Source organism: Vibrio sp. V15_P4S5T153, assembly GCF_963874485.1.
GTDB lineage: Bacteria > Pseudomonadota > Gammaproteobacteria > Enterobacterales > Vibrionaceae > Vibrio > Vibrio anguillarum.
This window is the reverse complement of record NZ_CAWNHR010000009.1, coordinates 1-13,976: the sequence shown is the minus strand read 5'-3', so window position 1 is coordinate 13,976 and position 13,976 is coordinate 1. Positions and strand designations below refer to the sequence as shown.

Below are 13,976 nucleotides of genomic sequence, written 5' to 3'. Positions count from 1 at the left end.
ACTAAAGCCGCCACGCGTTGGCAATCCCTCTTGAGCCGTTTGTTAGGCCAACCAATTGACACCGAGACTTTCAAAACCAAAGAACGAGCTTTTTTGCAAACTTAAAACCAACTAACCGATTCATTTATAAACCAAAATGCCAAATCAGCAAAGAAACAAAAAACTCAAATTGAGCGGTTTGGAAGAAAAGTGACGAGCGTAGCATGCTCGGCGGACGTTTGGATGCTGAAGGTTATTTTACCGCTGAATTTACAGCGCTAAACAACCCAACGCGATCAAGAAACAACAAATAGGTGATGACGAATTATTGCTCACATTTAGCCCGAGAGCCTGGAATTTACTGTTCAATTTCAACTCAATTATCGCTGATAAAAACTCACCTTGCCTAACGCCCAATTAAGTAGTGAACAACGCAACCACTTAACTAAAGCATTGTGCCGTAATCACTAAAGCTAATTCAAACCAAAATTGCCAAGCGTTGTGAATCTGCTTAAATTGTTTGTTAGCCGTCGCTCAATTTACTAACGATGAACTGCGCTCTTTCTTTAACTGATGCCTTTGGAACTTCAATTAAGTCATAGCCAAACTCTGTATAAGCACTCACCATTTCATGATATGTCGCAACCGCTTCATAAAAATCTTGCTTTCGCTCAGTATCATTTTCATAGATTTCTTCCCAAGGAGGAAAAATGAAAACTTTACGGCAATAATCTAATTCACCACATTTAGCTAACAAAAGTTCCGAAATAGGTATGCGCTCAAGCTTACTGTACCCATACGAGTCGATAATGCTTCGGTCGTAAAGCGTAATTTCAGTATCACCATAGTTCTCGTAATTGTTGATTTCTTCAAGAACCATTTCATCTCGGAATGCTGTTTTATCCAACCAAGGTAATGCACTACCTTGCGACTTTACTTGGGCTTGAATAACCTTACGCCCAACTTCTGGTGCACTTTGGTAACCCATATGACATAACAGTTCGATAACTGAGGTCTTACCTGAGCCGGGCCCACCTGTAAAAACAACTCGATTGTTCAAATAAAACTCCATAGACGGCTAACGCCCGGCTAAGGGGTTGACAACGCACTGCCGAACTTAAAAAACACACTGTAAACACTAAACTTCAATTTTGAACTAAAGCCGCCAAGCGTTGGCAATCCCTCTTGAGCCGTTTGTTAGGCCAACCAATTGACACCGACACTTTCGCAACCAAAGAACGAGCTTTTTTGTAAACTTGAAACAAACTAACCGATTCATTTATAAGCCAAAATCTCAAATCAGCAAAGAAACAAAAAACTCAAATTGAGCGGTTTGGAAGAAAAGTGACGAGCGTAGCATGCTCGGCGGACGTTTGGATGCTGAAGGTTATTTTGCCGCTAAACTCACAACGATAAACAACCCAACGCGATCAAGAAACAACAAATATGTGATGATTATTTATTGTTTAAATTCAGCCACAAAACATGGAATTTACTGTTCAATTCAAACTCGATTTAGCTGATAAAAACTCACTTTGCCTAACGCCCAATTAAGGTGTGAGGCACGCCATACCGATGCTACTGCATACCACCTTAGTCACTTAAACCGACGCATAGTAAAAATGCCACGCGTGCCGAATCACTCTTAAATTGTTTGTTAGCTTTTTGGGCTTAAAACCTAATATTATCAATCGGAATAATTGCCCATTTAGCCGGACGCAAATCAGCTTCAAAACCAACCAATGCACAACCAGAGAACAACATGGCGAGTACAACTAACCATGTCCATCTCACGTACTTACGTTTATCAACCAGTTCTTGTGAACCTACACAATCCAACTCAGAGCCAAGAACTATTGTGCGAAATAAACCAAGCTGATTCTGATAAAATTCGTTAAAACTAGGTTTACCCTGTACTTGCCAATTTGTACGAGCATACTCTTTCCAACAACTATAAAAATCACGACATAGGAAATAGTTCATCAGCAAAGCCAACGCAATCACTAACAGTATTATAATTCCTAGCAATGTAAACATGTATTTTCCTCGTGAAAGCTAACGCCCGGCTAAGGGGTTGACAACGCACCGCCGAACTTAAAAAACACACTGTAAACACTGAACTTCAATTTTGTACTAAAGCCGCAACGCGTTGGCAATCCCTCTTGAGCCGTTTGTTAGGCCAACCGATTGACAACGACACTTTAAAAACCAAAGAACAAGCTTTTTTGTAAACTTAAAACTAGCTAACCGATTCATTTATAAACCAAAATGCTAACTCAGCAAAGAAACAAAAAACTCAAATTGAGCGATTTGGAAGACAAGTGACGAGCGTAGCATGCTCGGCGGACGTTTGGATGCTGAAGGTTATTTTGCCGATGAATTCACAGCGATAAACAACCCAACGCGATCAAGAAACAACAAATATGTGATGACGATTTATTGCTTAAGTTCAACCATGAGAACATGGAATTTACCGTTCAATTCAAACTCGATTTAGCTGATAAAAACTCACTTTGCCTAACGCCCGGCTAAGGGGTTGACAACGCACCGCCGAACTCAAAAAACACACTGTAAACTCTGAACTGCAATTTTGCACTAAAACCACCAAGCGTTGGCAATCCCTCTTGAGCCGTTTGTTAGCTGAATTTTTCCATAACAAAGTTACGCAGCTTTTGGCCTCGGACTTCTACCATTTGTTCTTGCGCAACTTTGAAGCCAAACTTCTCATAAAACGGGCGAGCTGTAATACTGACTTCAGAGTAAAACCTAGTAATTCCTTGTAACTCGCCAACTTTTAACACGTGCTCCATCAAGTTTCGTCCGATACCTTTACCTTGATGCTCATGGTGACAAAAGAAATGATCAATTAATCCGCTTTCTTGAAGGTCGGCATAACCAACTATTTCACCACCGATTTCTGCAACAAAAGGAGAAATCGAATTCATTTTGCGCTGCCATATATCAGAAGAAAATCCGTTGGGAGCCCATGCTTCGACTTGCGCTTGAGTATAATCACGTATATTCACATTACGAATCGTGTGATAGAAAATAGCCCATAAATCACGAGCATCTGATTCTTTATAGTTTCTAATTTTGATCATACTGATATTTACCACCATTCAGCTAACGCCCGGCTAAGGGGTTGACAACGCATAGCCGAACTCAAAAAACACACCGTAAACACTGAACTTCAATTTTGCACTAAAGTCGCCAAGCGTTGGCAATCCCTCTTGAGCCGTTTGTTAGCTGATGCACTTTAGCCGGAGATTTTCTACCCAACGGACTGATTTAAAACACATTATTGCTTTCAAGCGGCAAAGTAAAACGGATAGCTGAGAAACTAAAACCTAATCCACGAAACGTACTTGGCAAAGAAGAAATAACCGAGAAACTGACGAGCTTCTAGGACTTAAATTTACAAAGAATTCTTTCGAAGAAGCCAACAACCAAGTGCGCAAAATCCATTTAAGCGCGAAAGAGCTTCAAAACCAAAGAAGCCACACCAAAGAAATAAACAAACACACCACTTCCCGTAAGAAGACTTCGGTTAGTTCAAACACTTCACGAACAGTGCCACTGGCGAGATACGAGGAAAAGTGCTGACTTTCAGGTGTAAAGCTAGAGCCTCAGACTAAGAAAAATAAGCGCTTAATTTTATGGTTTTTCTTAACCTCAGCTAACGCCCAATTAAGTGGTGAACAACGCACTTGTCAAGCCGCTGCATTACACCGTAAACACTTTACCTGACGCATAGTAAAACTGCCACGCGTTGAGAATCCACTTGAATTGTTTGTTATGTGAATTTTACCGTGAATTCAAAGTAAATCACCGTAGAAATTTAGATATTTGAATAAGTTACGTGCAAAAACGATGCTTACCAAAACCTAAATTTCACAGCGCTCTGAGCCAAAGAGAACCGCTTACAGAATCAACAATAAAGAAAGCGCCCTTTCAGCTACAACAAAATCTTTTGCTTCACCAGATTTTCAGAGCTGAATTTCAGCAAATAAATCAGTCAAAAATGCATTTCAATTGAAGCGATTTGAAACCACCGACACTCAACAAAAACCAGATCCAAAACGCAATTGAGGCAACCCAAGAACCTTGAAAACGATCAATCTCAAGTTGTTCAAGAATCCATTTCGACCAAGCCAACTTGCCGAAAACACCGAACGAATTTTCAATGAAATCGTAGCTTTGACCTTAAAAACCCATCAAACACATAACGCCCGGCTAAGGGGTTGGCAACGCACCACCGAATTCAAAAAACACACTGTAAACACTGAACTGCAATTTTGCACTAAAGTCGCCACGCGTTGGCAATCCCTCTTGAGCCGTTTGTTATGCAAATTCAATGAGATAAATCGACTTTACACGACCAAAAACCACAATTGCAATGGCTGAGTGATTCAAGAATCAACCCAAGCAAGAACTGCGATAAATAAGCCGCCAAAACAAAGTTCACCTTTCAACAACAAACCAAGCTTTTGAATCAGGAAAACTCAACAAGCAAGACTTTCAGAAAATGCGAAATGCTCGATTAACTTGCCCTTTCCACACTTTGCGCCCGCTAAATTCACAACAAACCAGCACCAAAACTCATTGAGGCAAACAAAGAAACTTGCCTGTTTTACGGTTTGAGTTAACCACGAATCTGAGGGTGAAAAAGTTCATTTGCCGACAACACAAAACGAATAGCCGGAGAAATCCCAAAAGATTGAGCCCCTAAATTAACCTGAGTTGCATAACGCCCGGCTAAGGGGTTGACAACGCACCGCCGAACTCAAAAAACACACTTAAACACTGAACTGCAATTTTGCACTAAAGTCGCCACGCGTTGGCAATCCCTCTTGAGCCGTTTGTTATGTTGAGATCACATTACTATCTAATTCGCCACACGTACTGCACACGACTTTACCCTTGCTAATATTCCCTGAGCAATTAGGGCACGATCGTTCGGGCAAACTAGGACATAGTAAGTATCAAGCCTCTTGCACTCACTACCATCTTGCTGAGCACAACTTGCAGACTTATCTTTTGACATAGAGAACACAGCTAGCAATAAGAAACCTATACCACCCAAAATAATTATTAGGAATATAGCTAGTGGTAAAATGCCTGACATCGCAAGAAACTCTATAATCCCCTGATTTTTACTCATATGACCTCGTAGTAGCTTGAGACAAATAGCGACATAACGCCCAATTAAGTGGTGAACAACGCACTGACCAAGCCACTGCATTGCACCGTAAAGCACTTTACCTGACGCATAGTAAAACTGCCACGCGTTGAGAATCCACTTGAATTGCTTGTTATGTGAATTTTACCGTGAATTCAAAGTAAACCACCGTAGAAACGAAGGAATTTTAATAAGTTACGTACAAAAACGATGCTTAACAAACCCTAAATTTCATAGCGATCTTAGCCGAAGAGAGCCACTTGCAGAATCAACAACAAAGAAAGCGCCCTTTCAGCGACCGCCAAACCTTTTACGTCACCAGATTTTCAGAGCTGAATATCAACAAGCAAATCAGTCAAAAAGACATTTCAATTAAAGCGACTGGAAACCGCCGAAACTCAACACAAACCAGATCCAAAACTCAATTGAGGCAACCCAAGAAACTTAAAAACGATCAATCTCAAGTTGTTCAAGAATCCATTTCGACCAAGCCAACTTGCCGAAAACACGAAACGAATTCTCAATGAAATCTTAGGCTTGACCTCAAAAACCCATCAAACACATAACGCCCGGCTAAGGGGTTGACAACGCACCACCGAACTCAAAAAACACACCGTAAACACTGAACTTCAATTTTGTACTAAAGCCGCCACGCGTTGGCAATCCCTCTTGAGCCGTTTGTTATGCAAATTCAATGAGATAAACTGAATTTACACGACCAAAAGCCACAATTGCAATGGTTGAGTGATTCAAGAACCAACCCAAGCCAGAGCCATGATAAATAAGCCGCCAAAACAAAACCCACCTTTCAACAACAAACCAAGCTTTTGAATCAGACAAACTCAACAAGCAAGGCTTTCAGCAAGTGCGAAATGCTCGATAAACTTGCCCTTTCCACACTTTGCGAACGCTGAATTGCCAACAAACCAGCACCAAAACTCATTGAGGCAAACAAAGAAACTTGCCTGTTTTACGGCTTGAGTTCACCATGAATTTGAAGGTAAAAATGTTTATTTGCCGACAACACAAAACGAATGGCCGGAGAAATCCAAAAGATTGAACCCCTGAATTTACCTGAGTTGCATAACGCCCGGCTAAGGGGTTGACGACGCACCGCCGAACTCAAAAAACACACCGTAACCCCTGAACTTCAATTTTGCACTAAAGTCGCCAAGCGTTGGCAATCCCTCTTGAGCCGCTTGTTAAACGTAATTACATCAGTATATTAGAACCAATCCTTACGTCCCGTCACATATGTTTTTTCAAAATCTTCATCTGATTTAGTGAGATAAATAATAAACTCAACAAAAGCAATAACACCTATGACTATTGAAGGCAATCCAAGCAATACAAAACCAAATAAGAATGCCAGCAGCATTATTAAACCTTGTTTGGTATACCCTAAATAAAATTTATGAGCGCCTAGCGCTCCAAAGAAAAAAGCAAGCAGAGCAGCAGCAATTTTCTTTGAGGAACCTACGCTTGTAGATATCAGATAAATAGCTTTCGCTTCATCATTTTCAACAGAAAAGTCTACAGCCATTCCTGATTTAGGAAGCTGCCCTGCCTTCCATTCATTAATATTGAGTGGATAGCGAATGCCGTCTTCGCCCGAGATTAATCCAGTTCGATCCAACTCATTAAAATCGATGATGGTACCTTTCATTTACTTATGCCTCAGATAGTTAAGAATGAAGTATTCTTACCAAAGAGGATGTATATGTCTATAAATTCATACTGGTAATTAAATAAAAAATTATAACCACCGAACTATAACGACGTTTAACGCCCGCTTAAGTGGTGAGCAACGCAATACCGATGTTTCCGCATACCACCTAAATCACTAAATTTTCCGCAAACCACAAATGCCACGCGTTGCGAATCCGTCTTAAAGCGTTTGTTATGTGTTTGATGTCAACCTTAACTTCCAACCGCAGAGATAAGGGTCATTCGAACAGTATTCAGATAATTCTGATGATTTCAAAGATTTTGGATGCTGTTCAAAACTTAAATGCTCAGGTTCTTCTTTATATCGTTGCAACGACTTAAAAAACGTATCCATACTCCTGATTTCAATATTCGTATTGGCGTTATTATGCGACTTCCAAACCGCTGCTTGATTATTTCCCCAATCGTCCTTTTCACCAATAACCAAAACAAATCGAAACCTTGCTACTGAACCAAAAATTCTGGTCTTTTCATTTGGGTTGGTAGAAAAATACCGATCCCATGAGCGAACTTGCTCAAGCGCATGATTTAATTGTGAAGTTGGCTCACCATCCTGCTTAAACAGCTTCACCTTCGGTTTTTCTATTTCAACCAATACCCATTCTGGTCCATCTGAATTGTCATTCAGCCAGCAAAAATCACATCGATACTTTGAACCAAAAGGAACTTCAGCAAAATTAGGTCTGATGCCCCACTTCCTATCATACAAATCGTAAAACAGAAAAGAGTTAGCTTTCAGTATCGACAATAACTCATGTTCACTATTTTGTTCAAAAGCCTGTTGAAGCTTTTTTTCTACATCTTTTTTATCAAAGACCACTCTAAAACCTCTTAAAACACATAACGCCCGCTTAAGGGGCAGACAACGCTACTACCAACTTTCCGCATAACACCGTAATCACAAAAGCCAACGCATAAAAAAATGCCACGCGTTGGCTGTCCCTCTTGAAGCGTTTGTTAGCCGTTTAGTTTGAAGTGTGGTGATGAGCTACATTTTCAAGCCTTTCAGCTAGCCAAATCTTGATAATCGACTGTCGTGTAACACCTACTCGGTTAGCTTCACGATCTAGTGAATCTAACATCCATGCGGGGAAATCAACATTTACCCGTTTCTGCTTTTGCATTGGACGCTTAACTTTAGATAAATCTAGATCACCTAAAATGTCATCGTCACTTTCAAACTTGGCATCAAACTCATGCGCTTTCATATAAGTTCACCTCCGCTTTACGTGAACGTCTGACTGAAATGATCCTAATATTTAGTCCACGGTATGTAATGACGCCAGACCAATGCTTACCATTTAACATGCCGATGACCAAATACCTAGGTTCATCACTTGTGTTTGCAGGGATCTCGATAAGATCAGAATCATTCCACAAACCTTGAGCTGTATAGAAATCAATTCCATGTTTCTCAAAATTTGACCTGCTTTTATTTTCATCAAATTCGAATTTCATCATGAGTAAAAATTACACCCTTTTTACTCATTTTGCAACTTACACTTTGGCTAATGATCATGAAAACGGCTAACGCCCAATTAAGGGGTGAGCAACGCTACCACCCAACCTAACGCATTGTACCGTAACCACTAAACTTGAAGTAGAAGCAAAAATGCCAAGCGTTGGGAATCCCTCTTAAATTGTTTGTTATGTACGTCGTACCGAGCGCACTGGTACCCAACCAATTTCACCCGTTGACCTCGAAACTCGATACCACTCATTGAGTTCGAATAGCACTGACAGTTTTTCACCAATGACAGTATTGAGCTCAGCATTGTCATAGTCTTTAAGCAAGATTCCTTCAGAGCCCCAGTTCAATCTTCTCTATATATTGAACTGGGGCCCAACCCTGCTCCCCTTCACTACTGGTTATAAAGATCCAGTTGGGAAACTCGTCGTCTATTGTACCTAGAGCTACTTTATCGCCTTGTTTCAAATAAAACGGATTGGGATATTCTGAGACGTGCTTTTCAGTAGTAACTACTTCCATATTTTCTCCAAAGTACATAACGCCCGCTTAAGGGGCTGACAACGCTACTACTAAGTTTCCGCATAACACCGTAACCACAAAAATCAACGCATAGTAAAAATGCCACGCGTTGGAAGTCCCTCTTGAAGCGTTTGTTAGGTGCCTGAACACAATCGTCTTTTTGGCTCTGTTTCATGCAAGTATCGAGTAAAAGTATCTTTCGGACGCTCAAGACCACTTTCGGCTAACACTCTTGAGGCCATACCTCGATGATTACTGCCATGCGTCAGTAAATGAAACAAAATTTCTTCTATTGTTAACTGTCCAAAACCACCATCGATAAAACGGAAAATCACATTACGTTTGAGTTCGTCTACACTCACTGATTTTGTAAAATCAATAAGCCATGAGTCATGCTCATTTATTATTCGTCGTAACTCAGACAATGAAGGAGTCTCGACGGTATTGTCACCACTGTACTTTTCAGGCTCACCTAAAATACGACTGATAAAAAGACTATCCACGACCGTTGTGTGATTCAAAATCCGAACGAAAAAGGTCGCATCGTTTTCTGGTAACTGTGAAAATTGTTTTTCACCTAACTCAAGCAACTCATCGTTTGCCCATTTTTTATATTGAAACGCACTAGCAAACTGCATTTTTTCTCCACGATTTATTTCTTGAAAACTGATGATAACTGATTGGCACCTAACGCCCGGCTAAGGGGTTGACAACGCACCGCCGAACTCAAAAAACACACTGTAAACACTGAACTTCAATTTTGTACTAAAACCGCCAAGCGTTGGCAATCCCTCTTGAGCCGTTTGTTATGCAAATTCAATAAGATAAACTGACTTTACACGACCCAAAGCCACAATTGCAATGGTTGAGTGATTCAAGAATCAACCCAAGCCAGAGCTGTGATAAATGAGCCGCCAAAACAAAGTCCACCTTTCAGCAACAAACCAAGCTTTTGTGTCAGGAAAGCTCAACGAGCGAAACCTTCAGCAAGTACAAAATGCTCGATAAACTTGCCCTTTCCACACTTTGCGCCCGCTAAATTCACAACAAACCAACGCTAAAACTGATTGAGGCAAACAAAGAACTTTGCCTGTTTTACGGCTTGAGTTCACCACGAATTTGAGGGTGAAAGTGCTCATTTGCCGACAATACAAAACAAATGGCCGGAGAAATCCCAAAAGATTGAACCCCTAAATTTCCCTGAGTTGCATAACGCCCGCTTAAGGGGCAGCCAACGCTACTACCAACTTACCGCATAACACCGTAATCACAAAAACCAACGCATAGTAAAAATGCCGCGCGTTGGTTGTCCCTCTTGAAGCGTTTGTTATGCATATTTTCCGTACTTACGCTGTCACGATTCCTTTTTGACCAACTACACAACATATCTTCCGATCATCTGGTAACTCCAGTTTCAAAGTCAGAGCATTTAGTAATAATTTATTAAGCTTTTGTAACTTAAAAAATTTTGAATCAATTTCAGTTTTAGAACAATTCCCAGTAAAAAATCTAACTTCTTTCTGATAACTATATTCAGAATCCTTAACTGTTAATGAACCTTCCATTGGATTATCTGAATACTGTATTGCTCCGTAATAGGCCTTATTACCGCTATGTTTTTCAATAAGTTGCGCATACTGGCTTATGTTATTTGCTGGCAATATAACCCAATATGGACCAAACTCTTCTTGCATTCGTTCTAATGAGTTTTCAAATCCATTATGAGGACCAATTATTGACCAAGATTGCATATAGGCATCGTGCTGCTCAATAGCTGGGTGTATTAGAATACTTTCAAAATCATTATAATTTTCATAACTAATAGAAGAATTTCCTAGCATAGAAATAGTTGGTTTCTGATCACTGATATTTTTATCCCAGTATAATACACACGATTCTCTACTATCACCTCTACCCTTGTCTTCACACTTTCGATAATAGTGTGGCGTACGAAATAAACTTTTTCCATTTAAGAAATTCAAGTAGTGCTCTTCTTGATCAAAAAACTTTATTAATCCGAATGCACTCAGCGTACTCCGATAATACATAATTCACCTTATTTAAAAACATCTACTTAACAAATCGAGTAATATGCATAACGCCCGCTTAAGGGGCAGCCAACGCTACTACTAACTTTCCGCATAACACCGTAATCACAAAAATCAACGCATAGTAAAAATGCCACGCGTTGGCTGTCCCTCTTGAAGCGTTTGTTAGCCCTTTTTCCACAGTAAATCAATTAGTAAACTCGAAAACTTTTCTGGATTTTCTTGAGGTAACATGTGGGATTCATTTTCAATAACCACCAATTTTGAGTGTCTTGAAGCTCGTGCATCACTCTGTGTTGCCAACTTAAATAAGTCTCGTGTTTTATCGCCATGCCCAAATATCAAAGACAGATCGATATTCGATAAACTTTGGGCATCAATCGATGGATGTTCTTGCTGATTTAGTTGCAAAGGCAATGTATAAGCTTGCTTTAACTGTAAACTCTTCACCTCAGTTGGTTGCTTATCGAAGTAACCATGACAATTCCCAGAACCGTCAATCAATGATTCAACAGCTAAACTCAAATTCCCTTGATTTACATGATTAAAAACAGGCTCAAACATCGACTCTGCATCCGCAACCCAAGTTTTCATGTCATCTTCTTGAACACAACCGGGATATCCCAGCTCATACAAAAATACTTTAGACAATGGCAATTGAGACGTTGCTATCATGTTCAATACAACATCTGCACCATAAGACCAACCAACAACATTCACGGGCTTATCTGAAACTAACTTTTTCACAAGATCATATAGCTCTTGAGCGTGTGAGTTCAGACCAAAACTTAAGCTATCATCATTATCAAAATGACTTAAAGTCACTGAAACCACATCAAAATACTGAGCCAAGAAATCTGTATGAGGGAGCCACATAGAACCATCTGTTAATGCTCCATGAACCAAGACTAAATATTCACCACTACCTTTTTGAAAATATTTCACATGATATTCCTATTAAGGGCTAACGCCCGGCTAAGGGGTTGACAACGCATAACCGAACTCAAAAAACATACCGTAAACACTGAACTTCAATTTTGCACTAAAACCGCCAAGCGTTGGCAATCCCTCTTGAGCCGTTTGTTAGGCCAACCGATTGACAACAACACTTTTAAAACCAAAGAACAAGGTTTTTTTACCAACTTAAAACCAACTAAACGATTCATTTATAAACCAAAACGCTAAGTCAGCAAAGAAACCAAAAACTAAAATTGAGCGGTTTGGAAGAAAAGTGACGAGCGTAGCATGCTCGGCGGACGTTTGGATGCTGAAGGTTATTTTGCCGCTGAATTCACAGCGATAAACAACCCAAAGCGATCAAGGGACAACAAATATGTGATGGTTGTTTATTGCTTAAGTTAAGCCACAAAACATGGAATTTATCCCTCAATTTCAACTCGATTTAGCTGATAAAAACTCACCTTGCCTAACGCCCGGCTAAGGGGTTGACGACGCACCGCCGAACTCAAAAAACACACCGTAAGCACTGAACTGCAATTTTGCACTAAAGCCGCCACGCGTTGGCAATCCCTCTTGAGCCGTTTGTTAGTTGCCCTTGCTCGATTCTAGTGCTAACATTTGTACACACGCAAACTTAGGGAGCTACTCATGGACACTAGAATTCAATTTCGTGTTGATGACGAAATTAAACGTTTAGCCCAACAAATGGCTGAGAGCCAAGGTCGCACACTCAGCGATGCTTGCCGTGAACTTACTGAACAAATGGCTGAGCAACAAAGAAAAACATTATCTCATGACGCTTGGTTAACTGAACAAATAAACCTAGCATTTGAGAAGTTTGACTCAGGAAAATCTTCATTTGTTGAACATAATTCAGCTAAAGCACGAATGGCTGAACGAAAGGCCAAAATTCGTAATCGAGGCCAGCAATGATTTTATGGGAAGAGGAATCGCTAAATGATCGTGAGAAGATCTTTGAGTTTCTTTATGACTTTAACCCTGATGCGGCTGAAAAAACTGATGACATTATTGAGGCTAAAGTAGAAAACTTACTCGAACAACCATTGATGGGTGTTCAACGGGATGGAATTCGAGGACGATTACTCATTATTCCCGAAATCTCAATGATCGTTTCGTACTGGGTAGAAGGTTCAATTATTCGCATAATGCGAGTTCTACACCAGAAGCAGAAATTCCCTACCGATTGATTGTAGTCGGTGGGCAACTAACGCCCGGCTAAGGGGTTGACAACGCACCGCCGAACTAAAAAAACACACTGTAAACGCTGAACTTCAATTTTGCACTAAAACCGCCAAGCGTTGGCAATCCCTCTTGAGCCGTTTGTTATGCAAATTCAATGAGATAAACTGACTTTACACGACCAAAAGCCACAATTGCAATGGTTGAGTGATTCAAGAACCAACCCAAGCAAGAACTGTGATAAATAAGCCGCCAAAACAAAGTCCACCTTTCAACAAGAAACCAAGCTTTTGAATCAGACAAACTCAACAAGCAAGACTTTCAGCAAATGCGAAATACTCGATAAACTTGCCCTTTCCACACTTTGCACCCGCTAAATTCACAACGCGCCAGCGCTAAAACTGATTGAGGCAAACAAAGAACCTTGCCTGTTTTACGGTTTAAGTTAACCACGAATTTGAGGGTAAAAAAGCTCATTTGCCGACAACACAAAACGAATAGCCGGAGAAATCCCAAAAGATTGAACCCCTAAATTTACCTGAGTTGCATAACGCCCGGCTAAGGGGTTGACAACGCACCGCCAGACTCAAAAAACACACCGTAAACACTGAACTTCAATTTTGCACTAAAACCGCCACGCGTTGGCAATCCCTCTTGAGCCGTTTGTTATGCAAATTCAATAAGATAAACTGACTTTACTCGATCAAAAGCCACAATTGCAATGGTTGAGTAATTCAAGAACCAACCGAAGCCAGAGCGGTGATAAATGAGCCGCCAAAACAAAGTCCACCTTTCAGCAACAAACCAAGCTTTTGAATGAGACAAACCCTACAAGCAAGACTTTCAGCAAATGCGAAATACTCGATAAACTTGCCCTTTCCACACTTTGCGC

The 13,976-nt window shown here is 40.4% G+C and carries 12 protein-coding genes and 1 pseudogene; 2 read left to right on the top strand and 11 right to left on the bottom strand.

Annotated elements, in window-relative coordinates; all coding sequences use genetic code 11:
* Positions 1-502: 502 nt before the first annotated feature.
* From AACT42_RS01785 to AACT42_RS01735, 11 genes and pseudogenes are all read right to left on the bottom strand, one after another.
* Positions 503-1,039, bottom strand: coding sequence for an AAA family ATPase (locus AACT42_RS01785; RefSeq protein ID WP_088733227.1), 537 nt, complete (start codon positions 1,037-1,039; stop codon positions 503-505).
* Positions 1,040-1,650: 611 nt separating this feature from the next.
* Entirely contained in the window at positions 1,651-2,016 is a 366-nt protein-coding gene (locus tag AACT42_RS01780; protein WP_031858551.1) for a hypothetical protein, read from the bottom strand.
* A gap of 599 nt (positions 2,017-2,615) precedes the next feature.
* Positions 2,616-3,080 (bottom strand): GNAT family N-acetyltransferase, encoded by a 465-nt coding sequence (locus AACT42_RS01775; protein WP_094182944.1) that lies wholly within the window; start codon positions 3,078-3,080, stop codon positions 2,616-2,618.
* 3,303 nt (positions 3,081-6,383) lie between these two features.
* Complete coding sequence (locus AACT42_RS01770) at positions 6,384-6,824, bottom strand: TM2 domain-containing protein (protein WP_017046221.1); 441 nt, start codon at positions 6,822-6,824, stop codon at positions 6,384-6,386.
* A gap of 234 nt (positions 6,825-7,058) precedes the next feature.
* On the bottom strand, positions 7,059-7,706 hold the full coding sequence (locus tag AACT42_RS01765) for a Shedu anti-phage system protein SduA domain-containing protein (protein WP_078531875.1): 648 nt from the start codon (positions 7,704-7,706) through the stop codon (positions 7,059-7,061).
* Positions 7,707-7,851: 145 nt separating this feature from the next.
* Complete coding sequence (gene brnA / locus AACT42_RS01760) at positions 7,852-8,094, bottom strand: type II toxin-antitoxin system BrnA family antitoxin (protein ID WP_004397278.1); 243 nt, start codon at positions 8,092-8,094, stop codon at positions 7,852-7,854.
* Positions 8,081-8,347, bottom strand: a complete 267-nt coding sequence (locus AACT42_RS01755) for a BrnT family toxin (RefSeq protein ID WP_094168085.1) — start codon at positions 8,345-8,347, stop codon at positions 8,081-8,083. The genes brnA and AACT42_RS01755 overlap by 14 nt, the downstream gene beginning before the upstream one ends.
* A 186-nt stretch (positions 8,348-8,533) precedes the next feature.
* Positions 8,534-8,876 (bottom strand): annotated as a pseudogene (locus tag AACT42_RS01750) (SH3 domain-containing protein).
* A gap of 134 nt (positions 8,877-9,010) precedes the next feature.
* Positions 9,011-9,514, bottom strand: a complete 504-nt coding sequence (locus AACT42_RS01745) for a DinB family protein (RefSeq protein WP_094168086.1) — start codon at positions 9,512-9,514, stop codon at positions 9,011-9,013.
* 708 nt (positions 9,515-10,222) lie between these two features.
* Positions 10,223-10,924 (bottom strand): hypothetical protein, encoded by a 702-nt coding sequence (locus AACT42_RS01740; protein WP_094182943.1) that lies wholly within the window; start codon positions 10,922-10,924, stop codon positions 10,223-10,225.
* A gap of 165 nt (positions 10,925-11,089) precedes the next feature.
* Positions 11,090-11,869, bottom strand: coding sequence for an alpha/beta fold hydrolase (locus AACT42_RS01735; protein ID WP_094182941.1), 780 nt, complete (start codon positions 11,867-11,869; stop codon positions 11,090-11,092).
* Positions 11,870-12,532: 663 nt separating this feature from the next.
* Between AACT42_RS01735 and AACT42_RS01730 the strand changes: the two genes are divergently transcribed.
* Together AACT42_RS01730 and AACT42_RS01725 are read left to right on the top strand one after the other, a co-directional pair.
* A complete protein-coding gene (locus AACT42_RS01730) occupies positions 12,533-12,817 on the top strand; it encodes a type II toxin-antitoxin system RelB/DinJ family antitoxin (RefSeq protein ID WP_017040620.1) in 285 nt (94 codons plus the stop codon).
* Complete coding sequence (locus AACT42_RS01725; protein ID WP_010320663.1) at positions 12,814-13,092, top strand: type II toxin-antitoxin system RelE/ParE family toxin; 279 nt, start codon at positions 12,814-12,816, stop codon at positions 13,090-13,092. The genes AACT42_RS01730 and AACT42_RS01725 overlap by 4 nt, the downstream gene beginning before the upstream one ends.
* The last annotated feature ends 884 nt before the right edge of the window (positions 13,093-13,976 follow it).

Coding starts and splice junctions, on each gene's coding strand:
- AACT42_RS01740 (WP_094182943.1), bottom strand. CDS start 10,924: ATGTATTATCGGAGTACGCTGAGTGCATTCGGATTAATAAAGTTTTTT.
- AACT42_RS01775 (WP_094182944.1), bottom strand. CDS start 3,080: ATGATCAAAATTAGAAACTATAAAGAATCAGATGCTCGTGATTTATGG.
- AACT42_RS01725 (WP_010320663.1), top strand. CDS start 12,814: ATGATTTTATGGGAAGAGGAATCGCTAAATGATCGTGAGAAGATCTTT.
- brnA (WP_004397278.1), bottom strand. CDS start 8,094: ATGAAAGCGCATGAGTTTGATGCCAAGTTTGAAAGTGACGATGACATT.
- AACT42_RS01745 (WP_094168086.1), bottom strand. CDS start 9,514: ATGCAGTTTGCTAGTGCGTTTCAATATAAAAAATGGGCAAACGATGAG.
- AACT42_RS01780 (WP_031858551.1), bottom strand. CDS start 2,016: ATGTTTACATTGCTAGGAATTATAATACTGTTAGTGATTGCGTTGGCT.
- AACT42_RS01770 (WP_017046221.1), bottom strand. CDS start 6,824: ATGAAAGGTACCATCATCGATTTTAATGAGTTGGATCGAACTGGATTA.
- AACT42_RS01730 (WP_017040620.1), top strand. CDS start 12,533: ATGGACACTAGAATTCAATTTCGTGTTGATGACGAAATTAAACGTTTA.
- AACT42_RS01755 (WP_094168085.1), bottom strand. CDS start 8,347: ATGATGAAATTCGAATTTGATGAAAATAAAAGCAGGTCAAATTTTGAG.